The 25,866-nt window shown below is 55.9% G+C and carries 22 protein-coding genes; 14 read left to right on the top strand and 8 right to left on the bottom strand.

From position 1 onward, the window contains the following. Positions 1–76: 76 nt before the first annotated feature. The 4 genes from glmU to BUC32_RS10945 are packed head-to-tail and all read left to right on the top strand — an operon-like array spanning position 77 to position 4,483. Positions 77–1,432: a bifunctional UDP-N-acetylglucosamine diphosphorylase/glucosamine-1-phosphate N-acetyltransferase GlmU gene (gene glmU, locus BUC32_RS10960; protein ID WP_073252516.1), complete on the top strand. Its 1,356-nt coding sequence runs from the start codon at positions 77–79 to the stop codon at positions 1,430–1,432. Next, positions 1,432–3,255 carry a glutamine--fructose-6-phosphate transaminase (isomerizing) gene (gene glmS / locus BUC32_RS10955; RefSeq protein WP_073252515.1) on the top strand — a complete coding sequence of 608 codons (1,824 nt, stop codon included), beginning with the start codon at positions 1,432–1,434 and terminating at the stop codon, positions 3,253–3,255. Before glmU ends, glmS begins: the two co-directional genes overlap by 1 nt. Before the next feature lie 3 nt (positions 3,256–3,258). Further along, a complete protein-coding gene (locus BUC32_RS10950) occupies positions 3,259–3,816 on the top strand; it encodes a pyridoxamine 5'-phosphate oxidase family protein (protein WP_073252511.1) in 558 nt (185 codons plus the stop codon). Continuing rightward, the gene (locus BUC32_RS10945; protein WP_073252509.1) at positions 3,806–4,483 is read left to right on the top strand and encodes a DNA alkylation repair protein; all 678 of its coding nucleotides are present in this window, start codon (positions 3,806–3,808) and stop codon (positions 4,481–4,483) included. Before BUC32_RS10950 ends, BUC32_RS10945 begins: the two co-directional genes overlap by 11 nt. Position 4,484: 1 nt before the next feature. Here the strand turns inward: BUC32_RS10945 and BUC32_RS10940 are convergent, their stop codons facing one another. Next, entirely contained in the window at positions 4,485–4,934 is a 450-nt protein-coding gene (locus tag BUC32_RS10940; protein ID WP_073252507.1) for a hypothetical protein, read from the bottom strand. A 42-nt stretch (positions 4,935–4,976) separates the two neighbouring features. Here BUC32_RS10940 and moaA point away from each other — a divergent pair, with 42 nt between their 5' ends. Further along, entirely contained in the window at positions 4,977–5,984 is a 1,008-nt protein-coding gene (moaA, locus tag BUC32_RS10935; protein WP_073252505.1) for a GTP 3',8-cyclase MoaA, read from the top strand. Continuing rightward, positions 5,984–7,261, top strand: a complete 1,278-nt coding sequence (locus BUC32_RS10930; RefSeq protein ID WP_073252504.1) for a 3-deoxy-D-manno-octulosonic acid transferase — start codon at positions 5,984–5,986, stop codon at positions 7,259–7,261. Before moaA ends, BUC32_RS10930 begins: the two co-directional genes overlap by 1 nt. Positions 7,262–7,432: 171 nt before the next feature. Here the strand turns inward: BUC32_RS10930 and BUC32_RS10925 are convergent, their stop codons facing one another. From BUC32_RS10925 to BUC32_RS10910, 4 genes are all read right to left on the bottom strand, one after another. Continuing rightward, complete coding sequence (locus BUC32_RS10925; protein WP_073252503.1) at positions 7,433–8,890, bottom strand: NAD(P)(+) transhydrogenase (Re/Si-specific) subunit beta; 1,458 nt, start codon at positions 8,888–8,890, stop codon at positions 7,433–7,435. Positions 8,891–8,903: 13 nt separating this feature from the next. Next, on the bottom strand, positions 8,904–10,475 hold the full coding sequence (locus tag BUC32_RS10920; RefSeq protein ID WP_073252499.1) for a Re/Si-specific NAD(P)(+) transhydrogenase subunit alpha: 1,572 nt from the start codon (positions 10,473–10,475) through the stop codon (positions 8,904–8,906). Between the two features lie 135 nt (positions 10,476–10,610). Further along, positions 10,611–11,063 carry a methyltransferase family protein gene (locus BUC32_RS10915; protein ID WP_073252496.1) on the bottom strand — a complete coding sequence of 151 codons (453 nt, stop codon included), beginning with the start codon at positions 11,061–11,063 and terminating at the stop codon, positions 10,611–10,613. A 179-nt stretch (positions 11,064–11,242) separates the two neighbouring features. Then, complete coding sequence (locus tag BUC32_RS10910; RefSeq protein ID WP_073252643.1) at positions 11,243–12,196, bottom strand: MBL fold metallo-hydrolase; 954 nt, start codon at positions 12,194–12,196, stop codon at positions 11,243–11,245. 148 nt (positions 12,197–12,344) lie between these two features. Between BUC32_RS10910 and BUC32_RS10905 the strand changes: the two genes are divergently transcribed. The 5 genes from BUC32_RS10905 to BUC32_RS10885 all read left to right on the top strand — a co-directional run bounded on the left by BUC32_RS10905 (position 12,345) and on the right by BUC32_RS10885 (position 18,442). Continuing rightward, the gene (locus tag BUC32_RS10905) at positions 12,345–13,097 is read left to right on the top strand and encodes an SDR family NAD(P)-dependent oxidoreductase (RefSeq protein WP_073252495.1); all 753 of its coding nucleotides are present in this window, start codon (positions 12,345–12,347) and stop codon (positions 13,095–13,097) included. 9 nt (positions 13,098–13,106) lie between these two features. Further along, entirely contained in the window at positions 13,107–13,481 is a 375-nt protein-coding gene (locus BUC32_RS10900) for an MmcQ/YjbR family DNA-binding protein (RefSeq protein ID WP_073252494.1), read from the top strand. Between the two features lie 107 nt (positions 13,482–13,588). Next, positions 13,589–14,782, top strand: a complete 1,194-nt coding sequence (kynU, locus tag BUC32_RS10895; RefSeq protein WP_073252493.1) for a kynureninase — start codon at positions 13,589–13,591, stop codon at positions 14,780–14,782. A gap of 146 nt (positions 14,783–14,928) precedes the next feature. After that, positions 14,929–15,762, top strand: a complete 834-nt coding sequence (kynA, locus tag BUC32_RS10890) for a tryptophan 2,3-dioxygenase (RefSeq protein WP_073252492.1) — start codon at positions 14,929–14,931, stop codon at positions 15,760–15,762. Between the two features lie 229 nt (positions 15,763–15,991). Beyond that, positions 15,992–18,442: a Hint domain-containing protein gene (locus BUC32_RS10885; protein WP_073252487.1), complete on the top strand. Its 2,451-nt coding sequence runs from the start codon at positions 15,992–15,994 to the stop codon at positions 18,440–18,442. On the opposite strand, the gene BUC32_RS10880 is transcribed toward BUC32_RS10885, so the two are convergent. Both BUC32_RS10880 and BUC32_RS10875 read right to left on the bottom strand, forming a co-directional pair. Then, the gene (locus BUC32_RS10880) at positions 18,434–19,213 is read right to left on the bottom strand and encodes a gamma-glutamyl-gamma-aminobutyrate hydrolase family protein (protein WP_073252641.1); all 780 of its coding nucleotides are present in this window, start codon (positions 19,211–19,213) and stop codon (positions 18,434–18,436) included. The genes BUC32_RS10885 and BUC32_RS10880 overlap by 9 nt on opposite strands. A gap of 71 nt (positions 19,214–19,284) precedes the next feature. Continuing rightward, the gene (locus BUC32_RS10875) at positions 19,285–19,749 is read right to left on the bottom strand and encodes a GlcG/HbpS family heme-binding protein (RefSeq protein WP_073252486.1); all 465 of its coding nucleotides are present in this window, start codon (positions 19,747–19,749) and stop codon (positions 19,285–19,287) included. 199 nt (positions 19,750–19,948) lie between these two features. Between BUC32_RS10875 and BUC32_RS21220 the strand changes: the two genes are divergently transcribed. Then, positions 19,949–20,473, top strand: a complete 525-nt coding sequence (locus tag BUC32_RS21220) for a YybH family protein (protein ID WP_407695248.1) — start codon at positions 19,949–19,951, stop codon at positions 20,471–20,473. On the opposite strand, the gene BUC32_RS10865 is transcribed toward BUC32_RS21220, so the two are convergent. Further along, on the bottom strand, positions 20,388–22,535 hold the full coding sequence (locus tag BUC32_RS10865; RefSeq protein ID WP_073252639.1) for a malate synthase G: 2,148 nt from the start codon (positions 22,533–22,535) through the stop codon (positions 20,388–20,390). The two genes, BUC32_RS21220 and BUC32_RS10865, sit on opposite strands and share 86 nt — an antisense overlap. A 207-nt stretch (positions 22,536–22,742) precedes the next feature. Between BUC32_RS10865 and pepN the strand changes: the two genes are divergently transcribed. Then, the gene (pepN, locus tag BUC32_RS10860; RefSeq protein ID WP_073252485.1) at positions 22,743–25,328 is read left to right on the top strand and encodes an aminopeptidase N; all 2,586 of its coding nucleotides are present in this window, start codon (positions 22,743–22,745) and stop codon (positions 25,326–25,328) included. Positions 25,329–25,348: 20 nt separating this feature from the next. Further along, complete coding sequence (locus tag BUC32_RS10855; protein WP_073252484.1) at positions 25,349–25,777, top strand: hypothetical protein; 429 nt, start codon at positions 25,349–25,351, stop codon at positions 25,775–25,777. Positions 25,778–25,866 lie beyond the last annotated feature (89 nt).

Raw genomic sequence — 25,866 nt, 5'->3', positions numbered from 1 at the left:
TTTTGATGGGAACCGACCTTGCGCCGATACTTTGAACGGATAAAACGGGCGCAACACAAATACAAAGAGAAAACACATGAGCATAGCCCTCGTCATCCTTGCCGCAGGCAAAGGCACACGGATGAATTCGGACCAGCCTAAGGTGCTGCACCAGATCGCAAATGCACCAATGCTGGCGCACGCCATGATGTCCGGCGCGGCACTGGAACCTGCGCGCAACGTTGTGGTTGCGGGGCATGGTTTTGATGACGTGCGAAAGTCAGTGGCTGAATTCGCGCCCGAAGCTCAGGTGGTTTTGCAAGAAAGCCAGAACGGCACCGCTCATGCTGTTGCCGCCGCTCAGGAAGCATTGGCTGACTTTGAGGGCGATGTGATTGTTCTGTTTGGGGATACGCCTTTTGTGCGCCCGGAGACGCTCGAAAAAATGGTTGTCGCGCGCGGGGACAATGCGGTTGTTGTGCTTGGATTCGAAGCCGCCGATCCCGGCAAATATGGCCGCTTGGTCATGCGGGGAGATCGGTTGGAAGAGATCATCGAATATGCAGACGCGACAGATGAACAACGGGACATATCATTCTGTAACAGTGGTGTAATTCTGGCTGAAAAATCTACGCTATTTGATTTGATCGATGCGGTAGAAGCCAATAATGCCCAAGGGGAATACTATCTCCCGGACATCGTTGGAATTGCACGCGACCGAGGCCTTTCGGTGACCGCTGTTGCCTGCGATGAGGCCGAGACATTGGGGGTCAACTCGCGGGCTCAACTGGCCGAGGCCGAGGCTACTTTTCAATCTCGCGCACGCAAAGACCTGATGGAAATGGGTGTCACCCTGCAGCAACCTGAAACCGTTATGTTATCCTTTGACACCGTGGTTGGTCGCGACACAGTGATTGAACCCAATGTCTATTTTGGTCCCGACGTCACTGTAGAAAGTGGCGTCCACATTCGAGCTTTTTCGCATCTGGAAGGGTGCCACGTTTCGCGGGGCGGTGTTGTCGGACCATATGCGAGGCTGCGTCCGGGTGCCGAGTTGGCAGAGGACGTCCGGGTTGGCAATTTTGTGGAAATTAAAAATGCCATGATCGACACGGGCGCAAAAGTGAACCACCTGTCTTATGTCGGCGACGCAAGTATCGGGGCGGCCAGCAACATTGGCGCGGGTACAATCACCTGCAACTATGATGGCGTGATGAAGCACAAAACCACGATCGGGGCCAACGCCTTTATCGGCTCAAACACGATGTTGGTTGCTCCGGTTTCTATTGGCAATAATGCCATGACGGGAAGCGGTTCAGTTGTAACAAAAGACGTCCCCGACGACGCTCTGGCCCTTGCCCGAGCACCGCAAGTCAACAAATTGGGATTGGCTCATAAATTGTTCGAAATGTTAAAGCTGAAAAAGAAAAATATGTCAGAAAAGGCAAATTAATGTGCGGAATCATTGGGGTCCTTAGCGACCACGAGGCAAGCCCGATCCTGGTAGATGCGCTGAAGCGGTTGGAATATCGTGGCTATGACAGTGCTGGAATTGCGACAGTTTACAAAGGGGCTCTGGACCGCCGACGGGCCGTCGGAAAACTGGTCAATCTCAGCGACCTTTTGGTACATAACCCTCTGCCGGGTAAATCAGGTATTGGCCATACACGCTGGGCGACCCATGGCGCGCCTTCTATCGACAATGCGCATCCACATCAGGCAGGCCCGGTGGCCGTTGTCCACAATGGCATTATTGAAAACTTCCGTGACCTACGCGCCGAGTTGGCCGAGGTCGGAATCGATTTTGTAACAGAAACCGATACCGAAACCGTCGCCCTATTGACACAAAGCTATCTGGACGATGGGTTTTCGCCAGTTGAGGCCGCCCATAAGACCCTGTCCCGCCTGGATGGAGCCTTTGCATTGGCCTTTTTGTTTGAAGGCGAGGAAGATTTGATCGTCGCTGCACGCAAAGGGTCCCCGTTGGCGATCGGCCACGGTGATGGCGAGATGTTTGTTGGATCTGACGCGATTGCTCTGGCGCCTTTGACCGACCAGATCACGTATCTGGATGAGGGTGACAGTGCCGTTTTAACCCGAACATCGCTGGAAATCCGCAACCAGGCCGGACAGATCGCCAATCGACAAAAACGTACCATTCGTCTTGATCAGGCCCGCGTCGACAAGGGTGGGCATAAGCACTTCATGGCAAAGGAAATTGCCGAACAGCCAACCGTAATTGGTGACGCTATTCAGCACTATCTTTCATCCAATGGAAATTCGGTTGTCTTGCCTGATCCCGGGCTGGATTTCACCAAAATCGAGCGTCTGACCATGGTGGCCTGTGGTACCGCGTATTATGCCTGCGTTACCGCAAAATACTGGTTCGAACAGCTGGCGGGAATTCCTGTCGAAGTCGATGTTGCCTCAGAATTCAGGTACCGTGAGCCGCCGGTGACCAAGGGCACTGTGGCAGTCTTTGTCAGTCAGTCCGGAGAAACTGCAGACACCCTCGCAGCGTTGCGATTTTGCGAGGGGAAGGCCGAACAAATCGTCTCAGTTGTGAATGTTCCCGAGAGCTCAATTGCGCGTGAAAGCGATTTGGTTTTACCGATTTTCGCGGGCACCGAAATTGGTGTGGCCTCTACCAAAGCCTTTACCTGTCAACTGACGGTGTTATTGATGATGGCGCTCAAGGCGGCTTCGGAGCGCGGCGTAATGAGCAAAGACGAAATTCAGGGCAAACTGTCGGCTCTGCGGTCCATGCCAGGTATTCTGAACGCAGCACTGGGTCTCCAAGACCCTTTGCGCGCGGTATCCCGCAAGCTGGCCGAGGCACGCGATATTCTGTTTTTAGGTCGCGGAGTCATGTACCCGCTCGCGATGGAAGCCGCTCTTAAATTAAAAGAAATCAGCTATATACACGCCGAAGCTTATGCTTCAGGTGAGCTTAAACATGGCCCCATTGCGTTGATTGACGAACATGTTCCGGTCATTGTGCTGGCCCCACGCGACCGGTTGTTCGACAAAACTGTTAGCAACATGCAAGAAGTTCTGGCGCGCAGCGGTCAGGTCCTGTTGATCACTGATCAGGAGGGCGCCGTAGAAAGTGGAGAAGACGTTTGGGAAACCATTGTTCTGCCGGAAGTCGACCCCATCTTGTCCCCTATCCTTTATGCTATTCCGGCACAGCTTTTGGCCTATTACACAGCAGTCGCCAAAGGCACAGATGTCGATCAACCACGCAACCTCGCCAAATCTGTGACGGTTGAGTGATCCATGGGCAAACAGTTTCCAGAACTCGAAGACAACCACGTGGCCTTTATCGAAGCACAGCACATTTTCTTTGTTGGAAGTGCAGCTGCTGAAGGCCGCGTAAATATTTCACCAAAGGGCATGGATTCGTTGCGCGTTCTTTCCGCCAATCGCATTTTGTGGCGTAACCACACCGGCAGCGGCAACGAAACAGCGGGCCACCTGCAAAAAGTGAACCGCATGACGCTGATGTGGTGTGGATTTGAAAAACGTCCGATGATTTTGCGCGCCTTTGGCTCGGCACGCACATTGCATCCACGTGACACCGACTGGGACAATTTGAACGCTCATTTTGCGGCCTCTGATGGCGCACGTCAGCTGTACGATCTAAAAATTGATCTGGTGCAGAGCTCTTGCGGGTTTGCTGTGCCGTTCTTTGATTTTGCCGGAGACCGTGACACGCTGACAAAGTGGACTGCAGACCGCGGCACAGAAGGGATAAAAACCTACTGGAAAGATCGCAACCAAAGCACAATTGATGGCATGCCTACCGGTATAATTGGGGACGTTGATGACACCTGAGTCTGCTCTTAACGCATTGAAAATCATGTCAGAACCCGGTCGCTCCGAGCAAATGGCAGTATACCATAAACAAACCCGCGAAGTTCTGGGGGTGCCCAATCCGGCCACCAATGACCTGACCAAAACCTGGCGACAGACTCTGACGGTGGAGGAACGCGTCAACTTGGCGGATGGGCTGTGGCAAAGTGATATCTTTGAAGCACGTATCGCCGCCGCCAAGCTGCTGACACAGGCCCGATTGCGCCCCGATGATGCCGCATGGGACCTCATTCAAAGCTGGGTGCCCGACTTTGACAGTTGGGCCATTGCGGATCACGCCTGCATGGCCGGACAGAAACGGCTGATGGCTGATCCATCGCGTGTTCTGACGGTTGAGACTTGGACGACCTCGGATCATATGTGGACGCGCCGCGCGACACTGGTCATCACCCTGCCCTGGACCAAACAAAACCATCCCAAACCTCAGGATATGGAAATCAGAGATCGAGTATTGGGCTGGGCCGCCATCTATGTTCAGGACACCGACTGGTTCATCCAAAAGGCCGTGGCCTGGTGGCTGCGTGATCTTTCCAAACATGATCCAGACCGGGTGATTGCCTTTCTGGAAACTTATGGCGATCAGATGAAACCCTTTGCGCGGAAAGAAGCAGGTAAGTATCTGAAATAAATCAGATTGCGAGAACCTGAACCTCTGCCAGATCCGTTAGGGGAATACCCAAGGCCTGCATGGCTTGCATCGACAATCTTGACCCCGCAGACGCTTCGCCCTCGATCGCAATCAGCTTAACGTCGATGGTTTTACCCCGAAAACTGACGCGACCTTTGCCTGGCCCTTTGACCAAAGGCGTCTTTATCCAAAGACCGGGCTCTGTGGGCGTTCCCAAGGACACAATTGTTGTGCCCAAAGACCCTTTTGCCTGCGCAACAGGGGCGTCATTGGCAGTCTCGCCGAGGCTTGCCGATCGATCGTCAGGGCGTGCAACCGGCCGCACGATACCCTCTGGTAGCGGCGCAATTTCAGCGGTTTCAGCCGATCGTTTTGGCCACAACGGGTCCCCGGAACACCCCGCCAGTCCAACCGCCACCAAACCTACCATTCCCCAGATATCCTTTTGCATCTGCCCTTGCCCCTGTACCGCTTTGGAACTACCTATATCGTCATGAACACGCCCTTGATCGACCCCTTCCAACGTGCTGTCAATTACTTGCGCGTTTCCGTCACCGACCGTTGTGACTTTCGCTGTGTGTATTGCATGTCGGAAAACATGACCTTTCTACCCAAGAAAGAGTTGTTGACGCTGGAAGAACTGGACCGCATGTGTTCCACGTTCATCCGCCTTGGCGTGCGCAAATTGCGCATCACCGGAGGAGAGCCTTTGGTGCGACGCAACATCATGACATTTTTTGAGGCCATGGGCCGTTATCTTGAGAGTGGTGCCCTGGACGAGCTGACCCTGACCACAAATGGCTCGCAACTCGAACGCTTTGCCGATCAGCTTTATGCGGCAGGTATGCGCCGGGTGAATATTTCGCTCGATACCATTCAAGAAGCCAAGTTTACCGATATCACGCGCTGGGGGCGTTTGCCTCAGGTGATGCGCGGTATTGATGCGGCTCAAAAAGCCGGATTGCGGGTTAAAATCAACGCTGTGGCCCTCAAAGGTTTCAACGAAGATGAAATGATCCCGATCACCCAGTGGTGCGCCGAACGGGACATGGATCTGACATGGATCGAAGTCATGCCAATGGGCGAAATGGGCGAAGAAAACCGTCTGGATCAATACTGGCCCCTGAAAGATTTGCGCGCCACCCTGGCCGAAACCTATACGCTGACCGACCTGCCCGACCGGACCGGTGGGCCTGCACGCTATGTGCGGCTTGAAGAAACCGGCCAGAAAGTTGGCTTTATCACGCCCTTGACCCATAACTTCTGCGAAAGCTGCAACCGTGTGCGCCTGACCTGCACCGGCCAGCTGTTCATGTGTCTGGGACAAGAAGACATGGCCGACCTGCGTGGCGCTTTGCGTGACAATGCCGAGGGAGAAGGCAAGCTGGAAGAAGCCATTCGCGCCGCGATTGCTTTGAAACCCAAGGGCCACGACTTTGACTATTCGCGTCAAAGGGTGGATGGGCAGATGTCACGCCATATGAGCCACACAGGTGGCTAATGGCCCCGGCGCCACTCACATTAACCTACCAGCTTTATCGCCTGCTGACCGCGCTGGGTGCCCCCATCGCGAAACGAACTGCGCGCAAACGGTTTGAGGCGCGAAATGGCCCGGCTGAACGCTTTGACGAACGCTCTGGCCACGCCTCTCTTCCGCGCCCCTCAGGCCGCTTGATCTGGATGCACGCAGTCAGCGTTGGTGAATTTCTGTCAATTCTGGATCTGGTGCAGGATATCACTGCCACAGGCGTTCAGGTTCTGGTCACGACCACCACGTCCTCAGCCGCAGATCTCGCGGCTCAACGTCTCTCTCATGGTGTCCTTCATCAGTTTTCTCCCCTCGACACACCACAGGCCACACGCCGGTTTCTGGATCACTGGCACCCCGATCTGGCCGTGTTTGTTGAAAGCGAGATTTGGCCAAACCAGATTGTCATGGCCCACGCACGTGGCATCCCATTGGCGTTGATCAATGCCCGATTGTCGGCAAGTTCTTTGAAACAATGGCAGAAAAAACCAGACACAGCGCGATCTCTGCTGATCCGGTTTGACGCCATCATGACGCAAACCGATGGCACGCGCACTGCTCTGCAAAGCCTTGGCGTGTTGCCTGATCAACTGGCCGTCACCGGAGACATGAAGGCTGCAGCCGCCGCGCAACCCGTGGATCACGCTGCCGCCCAGACACTTGAATCCAACCTTTCAGGCCGCCCCCTTTGGGTCGCCAGCTCCAGCCACGATGGCGAAGAAGCTGACATCAGCGCGGCACATCGCATCGTCACTGCCAAATCGCCGGACGCCCTTCTGATCCTCGCGCCGCGGCACCCCGAACGCGGCGACGCGGTCGAAGCGCTCCTCAGGGCTGAAGGCTGGACGGTTGCCCGGCGCAGCAAAGCGCAACCGATAACCGGACAAACGCAAATCTACCTTGCAGACACTTTGGGGGAAACCGGCCTCTGGTACAGCCTCGCTCCGATTGTGTTCATCGCAGGCTCATTTACCACCGTTGGCGGACATAACCCTTATGAGCCTGCCCATTTTGACTGCGCCGTTCTTCACGGGCCTCATTATGCCAACTTTGAACTGGCCTATACTGAGATGCACGCAGCTAACGCTTGCCAAGAGGTTCAGGATGGGAGAGCACTTGGCCAGACGGTCTCAGACTTGTTTGGCTCTGCTCAGCTGGCGGTTTTGCAAACAAACGCGAAAACCTTTGTGACAGGTGCCAAAAATGCACGTGGAGCTGTCGTCCAGAAGTTGATCGGCCTCATAAAATAGTATCCGGCCGGCGCGCGTCCCAGTCCATCATCTGGTCAGAAATATCCCGGGGTGAACGGTGCCTTTGCTCGCAAAGGCCGCGCGAGGGGCAGAGCCCCTTTTTCAACCTGATCCTGTAATAGAAAAAGGCGCCCCGACCGGAGCGCCTTTTCCAAACATGTACGATCAAATTCAGCTGATCAGGTTCAACAGGCTGTCCAGTGACTGTTTCGCGTCACCATAGAACATGCGCGTGTTCTCTTTAAAGAACAACGGGTTCTCGATGCCGGAATAGCCGGTACCCTGACCACGTTTTGACACGAACACCTGTTTCGCCTTCCAGCATTCCAAAACCGGCATGCCGGCGATGGGGCTGTTGGGATCGTCCTGTGCTGCCGGGTTCACGATGTCGTTTGACCCGATCACAATGGCGACGTCCGTTGTCGGGAAGTCGTCGTTGATCTCGTCCATCTCCATCACGATGTCATACGGCACCTTGGCTTCGGCCAAGAGCACGTTCATGTGCCCCGGCAGACGACCAGCAACAGGGTGGATCGCAAAGCGAACCTCTTTGCCTTTGGCACGCAAACGACGTGTCAGCTCAGCAACGTTCTGCTGAGCTTGCGCCACAGCCATACCGTAGCCTGGGATGATGATGACGCTGTCCGCTTCCTCCAGAGAGGTCGCAACGCCTTCGGCATCAATTGCGATTTGCTCACCTTCGACTTCCATCTGTGGTCCGGCTGTTCCGCCAAACCCACCAAGGATCACGCTGACGAACGAGCGGTTCATCGCCTTACACATGATGTATGACAGGATCGCACCGGACGAGCCCACAAGCGCGCCCACAACGATCAACAGGTCGTTGCCAAGCGAGAAGCCAATCGCCGCCGCGGCCCAGCCCGAATACGAGTTCAGCATCGACACAACCACCGGCATGTCCGCACCACCGATGCCCATGATCAGGTGATAACCGATAAACAAGGCTGCAATGGTCAGGATAACCAGAGGCAGAATAGCGCCCGAGCTGAGGTACCAAATCAGACACAGCACCGAGACAGCCGCGGCAGTTGCGTTCAGCAAGTGACCGCCGGGCAGTTTGGTTGCGTTTGATGTTACCTTGCCCGACAGCTTGCCATAGGCAATCACAGAGCCGGTGAAGGTCACTGCACCGATCCAGATGCCAAGCGAAGCTTCAACACGAAGGATGTTAATCTCAACGCCTTCTTTCTTGGCCAGCAATGCTGCAAAACCATCAAGGCCTACCGCCAGTTCCTTGGACAAAGGCAGTGTGCCATCCGGGCTCATCGACATGACATTGCCCAGCTCAAAATGTGCGTTGTAGCCGACGAACACAGCCGCCAGACCAACCAGCGCGTGCATGCCTGCCACAAGCTCCGGCATCTGGGTCATCTCGACCTTTGAGGCCAGTTGATACCCAATCATGCCGCCGGCTGCGATCAGGATGACCGACAGCCACCACAGACCCGCACCGGGTCCGATAAGCGTGGCAAACACCGCGAGACCCATGCCGACAATACCGTACCATACGGCGCGTTTCGCGCTTTCCTGTCCCGAAAGACCGCCCAGCGAGAGGATGAAAAGAACAGCTGCAACTACATATGCAGCAGTGGTAAATCCGAATTCCATTATCCTGACCCCCTTACGATTTCTGGAACATGGCGAGCATGCGCCGTGTCACGAGGAAGCCGCCGAAAATGTTGATCCCGGCCATAAAGACCGAAAGCGCGGCAAGCAGGATGACCACGAAGCTGCTCGACCCGATTTGCATCAGGGCGCCCAGAATAATGATCGACGAAATCGCGTTGGTCACCGCCATCAGCGGTGTGTGCAACGAGTGCGCAACACCCCAGATCACCTGGAAGCCCACGAACACGGCCAGCACAAACACGATAAAGTGCTGCATAAAGCTGGCTGGCGCAATAAGACCGACCCCCAGCAACAATGCGCCACCCACGGCCAACAGGGTGACCTGCTGTTTGGTTTGCGCTTTGAACGCGGCCACTTCGGCTGCGCGCTTTTCTTCTGGTGTCAATTCCGGCACCACTTCCTTGGGCTTGGCTGCAATCGCTGCCACCTTCGGAGGGGGGGGTGGGAAGGTGATGTCACCTTCGAATGTCACAGTGGACCCGCGAATGACGTCGTCTTCCATGTCGTGATTGATCTGACCGTCCTTTTCAGGGGTCAGGTCGGTCATCATATGACGAATGTTGGTCGCATAAAGTGTCGACGCCTGAGCAGCCATGCGCGACGGGAAGTCAGTGTAGCCAACAATGGTCACGCCATTCTCGGTCACGATCTTCTCGTCCATAACGGTCAGCTTACAGTTGCCGCCTTTTTCCGCCGCCAAGTCAACAATGACCGAGCCCGGCTTCATGGCTTTCACCATCTCTTCGGTCCACAGTTCCGGCGCTTCGCGGTTCGGAATAAGGGCCGTGGTGATCACGATGTCGACTTCAGGGGCCAGTTCCAGGAACTTCGCAAGCTGTGCTTCGCGGAACTCAGGGGAGGATACAGAAGCGTATCCGCCAGTCGCGGCACCGTCGGCTTGTTCTTCTTCAAAGTCGAGATAGACAAATTCAGCGCCCATTGATTCGACCTGTTCGGCCACTTCGGGGCGCACATCGAACGCCAGAGTGATCGCCCCAAGCGATGTCGAGGTGCCGATCGCGGCCAATCCGGCCACGCCCGCGCCCACAACCAGAACCTTGGCTGGCGGTACTTTACCCGCAGCTGTGATCTGCCCGGTAAAGAAGCGGCCAAAGTTGTTGCCTGCTTCAATAACGGCGCGGTAACCCGCGATATTGGCCATCGACGACAGCGCGTCCATCTTTTGGGCACGAGAGATACGCGGCACCATTTCCATGGCGATCACGTTGGCACCTTTGGCCTTGGCGGCCTCCATGCCATCTTCGTTTCCAGCAGGATTGAAGAACGAAATCAGCGTCTTATCTTTGGTCAGACGCTTCAGTTCTGTTTCATTTGGCTGGCGAACCTTGGCGACAATGTCGACATTTTTCCAAAGCGCAGCCGGGGTCTTGATGACCTCGACGCCTGCGTCCTTGTAAACTGCGTCCGAAAAGCCAGCATTGGCCCCCGCACCGCTTTCAATGGCACACTCGTAGCCCAGTTTCATAAGCTGCTTGGCAGAGTCCGGCGTCATCGCGACCCGGTTTTCTCCGTCAAACACCTCTTTTGGTGTTCCGATCTTCACGTTTGGTATCCCCCTTCAGTCAAAGAGTAAGATTATTGCGCGCAAGCCATGCTGCACTTGCACAATGTTTTATCGCGACCTTCATTGCTGCACAAGCAAAGTGATATCCTAAAGTGATATTTTGTTGTTTCACCCTCAAACCCACCGGCGCACCTTTTCGCAGTAACGGGCAAAATTGGCCCGAAACTTGATCCGTAGCCGGTTTTCTTCCGGGATCACGAAACGTTTTTCGATTATCCAGACAAACACCGGCACTAAAGGCAACGACAACACCGCATCCCAATACAGGATCAGCCCCAAAAGGATCAGGGCGTCCCCAAGGTAGATCGGGTTGCGCGACCGCGAGAAGATCCCGCTTTGCACCAGCCGGTCTGCGTCTTGGTGAGGAATGATGGTGGTTTTTTGACGGCGCATTTCGCTCGCGGCCAGCGCGATCAGGATAACACCCCCTCCCACAAGGATGCCTCCGACAAAATCCGCCCCAATCCCGCCAAGGCTGAGCCCAAGCGGAAAAAATGCGGCCTGACACCATGCCAGAGCAAGGCAACAGGCAAGCCACACCGGAGGGATATCCAACCAGCGCGTCATTTTAACAGTCACTTTTTGTGCAAAATCTGACGTCTTTCACCACCCCGAAACACCGGTTTTGAAAAACCGGCTGCGTCACAGACATGAACAAATCGACAGACATGAAATCGGCTATGGTCGGTTATGCGCCCAAAGGCAAGCGGACACTGCGCCGCATCACGGTTTCTTGGCGCGCGAGATCACTCCCATTCCATCTCTTCAAAGACGCGACCTGCGTTTTTGGTGGCCAACTCTTCGAAAGTATCCAACCCCTTCCAACGCTCCTGATCGACATAGTAGGCCGTCGACAAATCACCGCCCTCTTCGATATGCGTCCCAATTTTTTCTCGCAGATCAACAAGATAATCATGGGTGTACCGACGCACCTGCGCCAGATTGGTTGGATGGCCATGACCGGGGATCAGATAGGTTGGCGCCAGCGGTTCCAATTTGGTCTCCCATGTTTCAATCCAACAGCTGGTGCAGATACCTTCAAAGATCGGCAGCATGCGCTCGTGAAAGGCGATGTCTCCGGCAATCAACATACCCCACTGCGGCAACCAGACCTGCGTGTCACCTGGATCATGGGCTGGCCCCATATGCATTGCGTGAATTTCGACACCGCCCAAGGTCACCTTGTATTCACTTTCAAAGCTAAGGTTCGGCGTCACGGTGCGCGTCCCCTCGGCCTTGTCACGATTATAACGTTCCATGCCTTGCAGAATGAAATCCGCCTCTTCGGTAAAGGCGGCGATGGCGTCCACATGGGCCAGAATATCGACGCCTTGATCCACCCAGTAGGAATTGCCGAGCATGGCATGCCCCTGCCCGTTCTCATTGATCACCAGCACGACCGCTTGATCCGTCACGGCTTTGATCTCGTCGTGCAGGGCCGCCGCCAAACGCGCCGAGGCGCCGCCGTTCACAACCACCACGCCTTCATCGGTCACGATGAAGGACAGGTTGTTGTTGTGGCCTGAGTTCTCATAGGTCGGTGGTGCCGTGGCCCCAATGGCCGAGAACACATGCGGGATCACTTCGACGGGTTTTGCGTACAGTTCCGATTGCGGATACTGGTCAGCGATGTCTTCGCTTGCTGCTGCTATACTGCCCATCACAGCCAAAACCGCCGCCAAACCTGCAAATCGCGCCATGTCGAATCCCTTCTGTGCAATGCTTGACCTATCCATAGTAAACAAATTCACAAATGTGAATAAATAATAATGACGCCAAGTGACGGCACGGCGCGACTTGAAACATACTGCGTAGTATGTACGCTGCTTCAAAACAGGGAGAGACATCATGCATTTGCAAGGGAAACACGCATTGGTCACCGGCGGCGGCACGGGCATTGGCCTCGCCATTGCCCGCGATCTGGCCAAGGCAGGGGCGCAGGTGACCATCACAGGCCGTCGCGCCGATGTTCTGCAAGACGTCGCAGGCAACGGTCTGCACGCACTGCAAATGGACGTTTCGGATGAGGCTTCGGTCGTTGACGGCGTGGCATCTGCGGTTGCGGCTCGTGGCCCAATCCAGATTTGTGTCGCCAACGCAGGCATCGCCGAGGGCCGAGCCTTGCACAAGTCCACGCTTGAAGAGTGGCGCTTTATGATGGGCATCAACATTGATGGTACGTTTCTGACAATTCGTGAGTGCCTGAAATCCATGGTCACAACCGATTGGGGCCGTGTCATTGCCGTCTCATCCATTGCAGGTTTGCGCGGCCTCAAGGGTGCGCCCTGTTATGGCGCCTCCAAACACGCCATGAACGGGCTGATCAAATGTCTGTCTGCAGATTACGCGGACAAGCCCTTCACGTTCAACTCGCTGTGCCCCGCATATGTCGACACCGACATCGTGACCGACAACACCCAGAAGATCATGAAACGCACGGGCCTGTCTGAGGCCGAAGCGCGCCAGCTGATGGTGGGCGTAAACCCCCACGGGCGTCTGATCACCCCAGAAGAGGTGGCCGAGGCGGCGATGTTCATCTGCGGCCCTAATTCCGACAGCTACCGTGGTCAAATGCTTCAGGTTTCGGGTGGAGAACTGTAGACTGCGACTATGACACGCGATGAATTCAACGCCTTTTGCGCCGCCCTACCCGTCACATCCCATGTGGTGCAATGGGGCAATGCAGATGTGTGGAAAGTCGGCCCCAAGGTCTTTGCCATCTGCGGTTGGAACGATGGCAAAGACGCGTTCACCTTCAAAGTGTCCCCTTTGGTGTTTGAGGTTCTGGGCGACCAACCCGGCATCCGCCCAGCGCCCTATCTGGCGTCACGCGGGATGAAGTGGCTGCAGCAATACGATGACCCCGGCCTGTCAGACGCGGAACTCAAAGAACACCTTTGCCTATCCTATGATCTGGTCGCCCAAGGGCTTTCCAAGAAAAAGCGGCAGGAACTCGGGATTGTAATCCCCGTTGCGCGTGGCTGACATAAATCATCACGAAACTTGATGAATCACTTCACAATAATTGCTGGTGCATCAAAAAATTTGATCCGTTAAGCAAATGACCACGCACGACACACCGGAGACACATCATGACCGATTTCGCCGCCACCAAAGCAATGTTCCACCTGCCCGAGGGCATGATTTACCTTGATGGCAACTCGCTGGGCCCCTTGCCCAAGGCGACCCCTGCAGCGATGGAAAAGGTTCTGCGCGACGAATGGGGCGAGATGCTGATCACCGGCTGGAACAACGCTGGCTGGATGGCGCAATCCACGTCGGTTGGTGATCGCGTGGCGCGTCTGATCGGGGCCGAACCCGGCCATGTCATCATGGGTGACACCCTGTCTGTCAAAGTCTATCAGGCGCTGGCCTCAGCCGTGGAACTGAACCCAGACCGTCGGGTGATCCTGTCAGACAGTGGCAATTTCCCGTCTGACCTATATATGGCCGAAGGGCTGATCCAGTCGCTCGACAAAGGCTATGAATTGCGTGTCGTCGCCCCCGAAGATGTCGCCGCCAACCTGACGGACGAGATCGCCGTGATGATGATCACCGAAGTTGATTACCGCACAGGCCGTTTGCACGACATGAAAGCTCTTACCGCCAAAGCCCATGAGCATGGGGTCATTACGGTCTGGGATCTGGCACACACCGCTGGGGCCACGGACGTGCAACTGGCTGACTGCAAAGCCGACTTTGCTGTGGGCTGCACGTATAAGTACTTTAATGGTGGCCCCGGCGCGCCCGCCTTCATCTATGTGAACCCCAAACACGCCAACACCGCCCGCCCGGCCATGTCCGGTTGGCTGGGGCACGACGCGCCCTTTGCCTTTGAACAATCCTATCGCCCTCACACCGGTATCGAACGCATGCGTGTCGGCACGCCGCCCGTTCTGGCGCTGACGGCTCTGTCCTCCGCCCTCGATGTCTGGGACATGACCAACATGGCTGATGTGCGCAGGAAATCCCAAGAACTGACCAGCCTGTTCATCACCGAGGTTGAAGCGCGCTGTCCGGAGCTGACCCTTGCCACCTCGCGCGATCCCGATGCACGTGGCAGTCAGGTTTCTTTTGCCTTTGAAGATGGCTATCCCGCCATGCAGGCACTGATTGCGCATGGTGTGATTGGCGATTTCCGCGCGCCCAACATCATGCGCTTTGGCTTTACGCCGCTTTACATCGACGAAGCCGATGTTGTGCGCGCCGCTGAAATCCTTGAAGATATCATGACCAACCGCCTTTGGGATCGGGACGAATACAAAGTGAAATCGGCCGTCACCTGATGGCCCGCCCGACTGCACATATGCCAGGACGTTACAGGCCCACCTTCTGGGCCTGTCTCTGGCGCTGCATGGCCGCCTGTAGCGCCCTGAACATGAGGTCCGCCCATTTCCCGTGAAATAACAACACCAAGGAATAGGAGCACCTCATGACCACCCCGATCAATCCCGAAGACCACGGCGCCGAAATGTCGTTTGACGGACGTATGTCCTATGGCGACTACCTGTCGATCGACACCATTCTGAACGCGCAACACCCTCAGTCCGACGCCCACGACGAAATGCTGTTCATCATTCAGCACCAGACTTCCGAGCTTTGGATGCGACTGGCAATTCACGAGTTGTCCGCGGCCCGCGACAGTCTGATCCAAGGGCAGACACGACCCGCAATGAAAATGCTGGCCCGCGTGGCGCGTATCTTTGAACAGCTCAATTCCGCATGGGACGTCCTGCGAACCATGACGCCGTCAGACTACACGCGATTCCGCGATGCTTTGGGGCAAAGCTCGGGTTTTCAATCGCATCAGTATCGACTTGTTGAATTCATGCTGGGCAATCGCAATCAGAACATGCTCAAACCCCACGAACACCGCAAAGATCTTTTGAAAACCCTCACCGAGGAGCTGGCCCGCCCATCGCTCTATGATGTGGCTATGCAAGCGCTGAACGTATCTTTCCCTCTTCCAGCGTCGGTTCTGAACCGCGCAACGGCAGAAACCCATCAGGAAAGCCCAGAGGTCGCCGAGGCTTGGGCCAGGGTCTACCGCGACCCCGAATCCAACTGGGAGCTTTATGAGCTGGCTGAAAAGCTGGTGGATTTTGAAGATTACTTCCGCCGTTGGCGATTTAATCACGTCACAACAGTCGAACGCATCATCGGGTTCAAACGTGGCACGGGCGGCACCGGCGGCATCTCGTACCTCAAACGCATGCTGGAAGTTGAACTGTTTCCTGAGCTTTGGCATTTGCGTACTGATCTTTAGGGCATCTGGGCCGCACAACGACATTAGTGCGGCCCTTTCCCCCCAAGACATGTGTAAAATGCAGCCAAATTTCTCGCCAATCCGCCCAATTTCGCCACATTGTTTCCGAACAATTCCTTAAATCTCTCCGAATTTCGCCTCACCGACCAGCGATTGTTTCCAAAAGGGCAACACTGTGCCTGGGGAACACTGACCTCCAAAATCGGACGCGCGAGTAGGAGAGTGCAAGATGCCTTCCGGGTATTTAGTCACACTGGGCGATTACAATCTGGACGTCAGCGACGCGATCGTTGACGGCTGGACGACGTTTGATACGGACACCAATCTGGGCGCAGGCAACTGGATCTGGTCCGGCACCTGGGGCGGCACCACCTTCACGGATGAATCTGAACCCGGAGTTTACTATCTCGCGACGGACGGAAACGTCTATTTTGTGCCGGATTATGGTGCAGTAACCACCCTGACATCTGCCGAAGTGACCGCGGCCCCCACCTATACTTCGCAGGACGGTGTGATCCTTGGGACTGGCGGGGGCGATCTGATCGACGACACCTATGTCGACAACCAAGGCGATGCCATCGACGATGGCAACGGAGGTGGAGTCGACGGAATGAACGACACCGTCTATGCACGCAACGGTGATGACACCATTCAGTCGGGTGATGGCGACGACCTTGTCTATGGCGGAGGTGACAACGACAGCATCGAAGGTGGCGATGGCAATGACGTGTTGCATGGCGACCGTGAAGAAAATGGCACCAGCGAAACCCTGGACTGGAGCGCGCAAGGCACAGACGAACAAAGCGTCACCGCCGGGTTTACCCAAAACACCGGCGAGATGGATGTTACCGTTTCCTTTGAAGCCACCGGCAACAACACCACTGATTTTCAAATCGAATCCACAGATGAAATCTATGTCGGCACCGGCGAAGATTTTGACACCAATTCATCGCTGTATATTTACGGCGACGGCGACGGTGATACCTCGCGCACAACAATTTCCTTTGCGGCGGCCACTGGCAGTGATGTGGCTGATGAGGCCGAAAATGTCTCATTCCGGATTTCAGACATCGACTGGGGCAATGCCAATCACCTCGACAATGTGACGATCAATGCCTTTGATGCGGATAATAATCCCGTCACAGTCTCCATCACAATCAGCGGCAATGACACATTGCTGGGCAATACAGTTACGGCAGCGACCGTAGGTGAATCTCAGGCAGATCAGAACGGCTCGATCCTTGTCGAGATTTCCGGCCCGGTTTCCTATATCGAAATCGAATACGCAAACGCCTTGAATGGCACTCAGGCCATATGGTTTTCAAACATCAATTTTGACACGACCTACGCTTATGGCGGCGATGACACGCTTGATGGCGGAGCCGGCGATGACACACTTTTCGGCGACTTCGGCGACGACAGGCTCGACGGCGGCGGCGGCAATGATCTTTTGGAAGGCGGCGAAGGCAACGATACTCTTTACGGCCGCTCTGGCGACGACTCTCTGGATGGCGGTGAAGGCAATGATGACCTTCGCGGCAACTCTGGCGAAGATACGCTCATCGGTGGCGCAGGGTCCGACACATTGCGCGGCGGCAACGACGACGACAGTCTTGAAGGCGGCATCGGCAACGATGAACTGCGCGGTGGCAGCGGTCAGGATACGGTGCTTGGTGGTGAGGGTGACGACAGCCTGTTTGGCAACGCTGGCAGCGATTCATTGGTCGGCGGGCTGGGTGCAGACGAACTCTCCGGTGGCGCAGGTGCTGACACTTTCGATATTTCGCATGGCGACACGGCGGTGGGCGGCGATGGCGACGACCTGTTCTATGTCTCAGATCTGGGCGAAAGCATCAGCGACATCTACGTCACAGGCGGCGAAGGTGACGAAACCAATGGCGATATCCTGAATCTCGGCGATCTTGCCGATGTTGCCACCTTTAACCTGACCAACACAGACGATGCTGCGGGCGGGTATTCCGGCACAGTTCAATTGCTGGATGGCACCATTGTCCACTTTTCCGAGATCGAAGACGTTCAGGATACCAGTGGGACCTCTATCCTGCCTCCGATCTGCTTTACACCCGGCACGCTGATCATGACCGATCGCGGCATGCGTCCGGTCGAAACTCTGACAGCCGGAGACATGGTTCTGACTGAGGACAACGGTCTGCAACCGATCCGCTGGATTGGTTCAAGCGAGATGGACGGCAGTGGCGAATATGCTCCTATCCTGCTGACGCCGGATGCTCTTCCGGGTGCGGAGCGACCGTTGCTTGTGTCGCCGCAGCACCGGTTTTTGATGGCTGACTGGCGCTCAGAGTTGTTGTTTGGCGACCATGAAGTTCTGGTTGCGGCCAAACATATGGTGAATGGCCATTCCGTTACCCGCCAGTACTGTGACAGGGTCACTTACATTCACATGATGCTCGACAGCCATCAGATCGTATTCGCGGAAGGCGTACCTACCGAGAGCTTCTATGCCACGGATTACTCCATTCAATCGATGGACGACCGCGCCCGTGAAGCCATGTTCCAGGCATTCCCACACCTGCGTGGCGATGTTTCGGCTTATGGAGAAACAGCGCGACGTTGCCTGCGCGGCATTGAGGCCCGCCTGTTGCTGCCTGCCAATGACCTAATTGCTCCAACACCAGAGCTGGTTAGGGCCTCAGGTTGATTTCAACACTGATGTGGCCTGCCGCCCCGAGGCCCATGCCTGAACCGCCGTGCCAAAGGCCTTGAACAACGGTCGCGACACCGGGTCATTGGCCGCGCCCCATTCAGGGTGCCATTGCACTGACAGAGTAAAGCCCGGAGCATCTTTGATAAAAATCGCCTCGGGCGTACCGTCCGGCGCATGTCCGTCGACCACCACCCGCGTGCCTGCCCGTTTGATCCCTTGCCCATGCAACGTGTTGGTCATCACGGTCTGCGACCCGAACAATTGATGGAACGTGCCACCTTGTGAAAACTCAACACTGTGGCGCAGAGCAAATTTCTCTTCCAGCGTACCGTCGGGCGGCATCCGGTGATTGTCCCGCCCCGGTAGATCGCGGATTTCAGGGTATAGAGATCCACCCATCGCCACGTTAACTTCTTGAAAACCCCGGCAAATTCCAAAAAACGGCTGCCCGCTCTCAACACAAGCCCGCACCAATGGCAAAACAATCGCGTCACGGGCACGGTCAAATTCACCGTGCGCATCGGTCGCCGTTTCTCCGTAGTGTTCAGGATGCACATTGGGCCGCCCACCTGTCAGCAAAAAGCCGTCGCAACGCTCTTGCAGCTCTTCCACCGAAACAAACCGTGGGTCAGCTGGGATCAACAAAGGCATACAGCCCGACACCCCCGAGATTGCCTCGGAATTCATCGTGCCACCGGCATGGGCCGGGTACTGGTCGTTCAACAGATATTGATTGCCAATAATACCAACGATGGGTCGCGCCATAGTGTCCTCACTTGCCTGTTCGCAGGTCAACATAGGCCTGACGCGCGACAATGGCAAAGAGGTAGCGTCCCCTAGGCTTCGCCGATCAGCCCGGCGGCCTCAATTCCCGCCAAAGCTGCCGCCGCGTCATTGTCCGAGGTGTCCCCGGTGACTCCGACGGCGCCAATCAAGGCCCCCTTTTTGTCACGCACAAGAACACCACCCGCCACAGGTACGATCTTGCCATCGTACACGCCACTCAGGGCATTCACGAAATGCGGCCTCTCAAGCGCCATATCAACAAGCTTTGAACTGGGAACCCCGATCACCACCGCGCCATACGCTTTGCCAAAGGCAATCTGAAACCGCCCCGCAGGTGCGCCATCTTCGCGCTCAAACGCCTGGACGTGACCACCGCCGTCCACCACCACAACCGACAGTGGCTTCAGGTCTATCTCGCGCCCTTTTTCCAGCGCTTTGCGAATGATGGTACGGGCTTTGCGGAGTGTTATTTCGGTCACGAGGGCTTTCCTTTTTTCGTTCGCGGCAATCTGCATGGAGACCGCCGGGGCGACAATTATGGTTTTTCAAGAAAGTGCAATCGAAAATGACCTAAGGTCAATCACGGTATACCGTCGCGGCAATGATCTTGGAAAACGCAGCGTCAGGCGGTGAAGGGCATTTTTGGGAGAAATCGGCCTTTCGTGCCATGGTTGCGGTGCACACAGGACATTATTGAAAAGGAAACACTTTGATATGACGAACCAAACAGCAATCAAAAAGGTGGCAGCAGATTACACCGCGGCTTGGAATTCGAAATCCGCCGATGCCGTCGCGTCGTTTTATGCCGAAAACGGAGACATCATCATCAACAAAGGTGATCCTTGGAATGGCCGGTCTCGTGTCCGCGACATGGCGGCCGGGTTTTATGCAGATGTTCCGGATTTGACACTGACCTGCGTTGCTCCGGCACCCATGCCATCTTTGTCTGGACATTCCCCGGCCATGATGCCGCAACCGGAAACCCTCTCACGGTGCATGGGTGGGAGGAATGGGAAATTGGCGACGGTCCCATTGTCAACTCGTCGCGCGGTTGGTTTGACGCAGAAGATTACGCCCGTCAGGTCGAAGGCAAATAAAAAATTGGGAAACCGGGTAAAACCGATTTCCCAAAACTCGTCTTGTACACCTTCTGTCAGGCACCAAGACTTGATTTCAATTCCAACCGCCGTGCGTGCAGCACCGGCTCGGTATAGCCCGAAGGCTGCACCCGCCCCTTGAACACCAGATCACAGGCCGCCTGAAAAGCGATGCCGTCAAAGCCGGGCGCCATCGGCGTGTAGGTCGGGTCATTTGCATTCTGACGATCCACAACGGCCGCCATTTTTTGCAATGCCTGCATCACCTGTGCCTCGGTGACGATGTCATGGTGCAGCCAGTTGGCCACGTGCTGCGCCGATATCCGGCAAGTCGCACGGTCCTCCATCAGGCCGACATCGTGAATGTCCGGCACTTTGGAACAACCAACCCCATGGTCGATCCAGCGCACCACATAGCCCAGAATGCCCTGTGCGTTGTTCTCAACCTCGTTGGCGATCTGTGCGGGTGTCCATTTACGGAACGTCGCCAACGGAATATCCAGAATGCCATCTACATGTGCCCGCCGTCCGCCGGCGCGCAGCTTATCCTGCACCGCAAACACATTCACCTTGTGATAATGCAACGCGTGCAACGTCGCCGCTGTGGGGCTTGGCACCCAGGCACAGTTCGCGCCCGACTTGGGGTGTTCGATCTTTTGCTCCAGCATGGCGTTCATCATGTCCGGCATGGCCCACATGCCCTTGCCAATCTGCGCCCTGCCCTGCAGCCCGCATTCCAACCCGATATCGACGTTGCGGTTTTCGTAAGCGCCGATCCAGCCTTTGCGCTTGATGAAATCTTTACGGCTGAACGGCCCCGCTTCCATCGAGGTGTGAATTTCGTCGCCCGTGCGATCCAGAAATCCGGTGTTGATAAAGGCGACACGTGATTTTGCGGCACGAATGCATTGTTTGAGGTTCACCGACGTGCGGCGCTCTTCATCCATGATGCCGATTTTTACCGTGTTGCGCGGCAGGCCGAGAATGTCCTCGACCATATCAAAGCTGCGCACGGCAAACGCCACTTCCTCGGGGCCGTGCATCTTGGGTTTCACCACATAGACAGACCCATGCACCGAATTGCCACCCGCGCGCTGCAAGTCGTGCATGGCAATCGTGGTGGTGATCAACGCGTCCATCAGACCTTCGAATACTTCCTTGCCATCTGCATCCAGAACCGCCGGATTGGTCATCAGATGGCCGACGTTGCGCACCAGCATCAGGGCGCGGGTTTTTAGGGTCAGGTCACTGCCATCCGGCGCCACATAGGCCACATCCGTATTCAGTCTGCGGGTAAAGCTTTGGCCGCCCTTGGCGACTTCTTCGGTCAGATCGCCCTTCATCAGGCCCAGCCAGTTGCCATAGGCCTGCACTTTGTCTTCTGCATCCACACAGGCCACGGAATCTTCGCAGTCCATAATGGCCGACATCGCGCTTTCCAGCCGCACGTCTGCCAGTCCGGCCTGATCGTGGCTACCAATGAAATGTGCCCGGTCAAACACCAATTCCACGTGCAGACCATGATTGACCAAAAGCACCGCATCCGGCGCTTTGGGATTGCCACGGTATCCGGCAAATTTCTCAGGCTGCATCAGCGGCAGATCATCCACCAGCAAGGCCCCATCGCGCACATGATAGCGCCGCGCATCTGCATGACTTAGCCCTTCAATCGGAAAAGCTTCGTCCAGAAACACGCGCGCCCGGGCCACAACACGGGCGCCGTGGCCTTTGTTATATCCGCCAGCCGGGGGCGTGGAGCCCATCGCGTCCGTGCCATAAAGCCCGTCATACAAGCTCCCCCAACGGGCATTGGCTGCATTCAACGCATAGCGCGCATTGGTGATTGGCACGACCAACTGAGGTCCCGGAACCTGAGCGATCTCGGGGTCGACATTATCAGTTTCAATTTCAAATGCGTCGCCCTCTGGCAGAAGGTAGCCAATCTCTTGCAGGAACGCGGTGTATGCCTCGTGATCGTGAGGCTGATCGCGATGGGCGATGTGCCAGGCGTCAATCTTGCTTTGCAAGGCTTCACGGGTGTCCAGCAGCGCCTGGTTCTCTTGTCCCAGGTCCTGCACCATACGGTCAAATCCCGCCCAGAATGCATCATCAGAAATTCCGGTTCCGGGCAAAGCTTGCCCCTCAATGAAATCAACCAGGCGGGGATCGACCTGCAATCCGGATTTCTCAATTCTATTGACCATGCTGGCGGCTCCAAATTCCATAAGTGCACGACGGTATACCGATCCGATTTAGAGCAGAAGTTTCCTATAGGCAACAAAACGGTTTATGTCGCTTTGGCTGAAAAACTTTCAATATTCACAAGAAACTGCGCCCGCCCGAGCGCTTCTCGCCTTGCAGCCGCCCACCGTTTGGCTACATCTTTGCCAGACTTTTTATGGAGAGCCCAAATGTCCGATGCCACCGCCCAGACAATTTACCTTGAGGATTATAAACCTTTTGGCTGGATTATCGATGATGTGCATCTGACATTTCGCCTGCACCCCACTGCGACGCGGGTCATCTCGCGCATTCGGTTTCGTCCTGACTACGACGTGCACCACCGCCCGTTTTTCCTGCATGGTGAGGGATTGAAGCATATCTCGATCAAGGTGGACGGCCACGAAGTGGAACCCACCCATGTGGACGGCGGTATCGAAGTGGATGTGCCCGAAGCTCCGTTTAACTGGGAGGCCGAGGTTGAGATCAACCCCGAAGCCAACACCGCTCTTGAGGGGCTTTATATGTCGAACGGCATGTATTGCACCCAATGCGAGGCTGAAGGGTTTCGTAAAATCACATGGTATCCGGATCGCCCCGACGTCATGGCACAATTCACCGTGCGCATCGAAAGCACCGCCAGCCATACGCCGGTGATGCTGTCCAATGGTAATGGGCTCTATACCTCGACTGACCAGACCCAAAAAGACACGCCTTCAGTGACCATCTATCAGGATCCCTGGCCCAAACCCGCCTATCTGTTTGCGCTGGTCGCAGGCGATCTGATTGCCCATGAAGACAAGTTCACCACCATGTCCGGCAAGGAGGTCAATCTTGCGATCTGGGTCCGCCCCGGCGACGAGGACAAATGCGCCTTTGGTATGGAGGCGCTGAAAAAGTCGATGACTTGGGACGAAGAGGTTTACGGGCGCGAATATGATCTGGATGAGTTCAACATCGTCGCCGTCGATGACTTCAACATGGGCGCGATGGAAAACAAAGGGTTGAACGTGTTCAACTCGTCCTGCGTGCTGGCCAGCCCTGAAACCTCGACAGATGCCAATTTTGAACGCATTGAGGCGATCATTGCGCATGAGTATTTCCACAACTGGACCGGCAATCGCATCACTTGCCGCGACTGGTTTCAGCTTTGCCTGAAGGAAGGTCTGACCGTTTACCGCGACCAACAGTTCACCGCTGACATGCGGTCTGAACCTGTCGCGCGCATTGCCAATGTTCTGGCCCTGCGTGGGCGACAGTTCCCCGAAGATCAAGGCCCCCTGTCCCACCCGGTGCGACCAGAAAGTTTTCAGGAAATCAATAACTTCTACACGGCGACGGTTTATGAAAAAGGTGCCGAAGTCATTGGCATGCTGCGCACATTGGTCGGGGCTGACGAATATTCCAAAGCGCTGGATCTCTACTTTGATCGCCACGACGGCGACGCCGCCACAATCGAAGACTGGCTGCAGGTCTTTGAAGACAGCACTGGCCGCGATCTCACACAGTTCAAACGCTGGTATTCGCAGCCCGGCACACCACGTGTGACCGTGCGTGAAGACTATGCGGATGACACGTTCACACTGCACCTGTCTCAATCCACCGCGCCAACGCCCGGTCAGGACGACAAAGCCCCTCAGGTGATCCCGGTGAACGTTGGTCTGCTCAATCCCAATGGCGACGAGGTGATGCCAACCCAGACCCTCGAGTTAACCGAGACCGAACAAAGCTTTGCCTTCCCGGGTCACGCCACCCGCCCTGTGCCGTCGATCCTGCGCGGGTTTTCCGCGCCTGTGATCCTCGACCATGACATCGACAATGCCCGCCGCGCTTTCTTGCTGGCCCATGATACAGATCCGTTCAATCGCTGGGAATCGGGGCGCATGCTGGCACGTGGATCATTGATGAACAGTATCGCAACAGGTGCCGCGCCAGATCTGGCCTATCTTAATGGGTTGGGCGCTGTTTTGCGCGACGACACCCTTGATCCGGCCTACCGCGCCCTGATGCTGGGCCAGCCCTCACAGACCGAACTGGCCGGGCTGCTGCATGACACCGGCGACACCCCCGACCCCGAGGCCATACACATCGCGTCCGAGGCCCTGCGCGATGCCAAGGCCGCGGCTTTGGCGGACGTCTTGCCCGATCTGTATCAGGCCAATCAGGTCAAAGGCGCGTTTTCGCCCGAGGCAGGCCCCGCCGGCCAACGCGCGCTTGCCAATGCCGCCTTGTCACTTCTCAGCCGCAGCGACGCGGGCAAACAGGCAGCCGCTCAGTATCAACAGGCCGACAATATGACCCAACAACTGGCCGCTCTGTCGTGCTTGCTGGACGCAGGGCAAGGGGCCGCACAATTGGCTTCGTTTCAGGTTCAGTGGGCGCATGACCGTCTGGTGATGGACAAATGGTTCAGCCTGCAGATCATCCATGCGAATCCACAGGATGCTGCCACAACCACCGCGCGACTAACCGAGCACAAAGACTTTGACATGAAGAACCCCAACCGGTTCCGCGCGGTCATGGGCGCCCTTTCAATGCACCATGCGGGGTTCCATTACCGCGATGGCGCCGCCTATGCGCTGCTCGCTGACTGGTTGATCCGCCTTGATCCTCTGAACCCTCAAACAACCGCCCGTATGTGCAGCGCCTTCCAGACTTGGAAGCGCTATGATCCCGCACGTCAGGAAAAAATCACAACACAGCTTGACCGCATCCTGTCGCAACCCAATCTTAGCCGGGACACCACTGAAATGGTGTCGCGCATCCGCGACGCCTGAGATCCACCGGAGTAAACCTGATGACACTACCTCTGAACCACAACAATCAGGGCCGCAATAAAGTCACAGTTCTAGGGCTGGCTGCCGCCGTTCTGGTTCTTGCGTTTTTGCAGTCGGTTGGCACCATGCCGTGGCTTCTCATTATGCTGGGGTTGTTTGCAGTGCCAGCGGCCATTGATGTCATCCGCAACCCGAAAACACAATTCAGCCTGACAGAAGAAAAGCTCAGTTGGAAAAACAGCGGGCAGACCGCCGAATTGCCCTTGGCACGTATTGAATCTGCGCGTTTTGACACCCGCTGGGATTTTTCTGTTCGGGTCACGCTCACGCTGATCGACAAAAGCAAATTGCGCATTCCGCAGGACGTCATGCCCTATCACGCCACCTTGGAAAAGGAGTTTGAGGCTCTCAACATCCCGACGGAACGGCAGCATTTTCGTGTCATTTAGGGCATTTTCGCCGCAATCCTCCCGCAAAACGGTCTGCATGATTTCAAGACTGCGCCATCTTTCGGCCTGAATAGAAGGACATCTTGGGT

The organism is Shimia gijangensis, from assembly GCF_900142085.1.
In the GTDB taxonomy this organism is placed as follows: Bacteria; Pseudomonadota; Alphaproteobacteria; order Rhodobacterales; family Rhodobacteraceae; genus Shimia; species Shimia gijangensis.
Note: the sequence above shows the minus strand (reverse complement) of the source record. Positions and strands in the feature narration are given on the sequence as shown.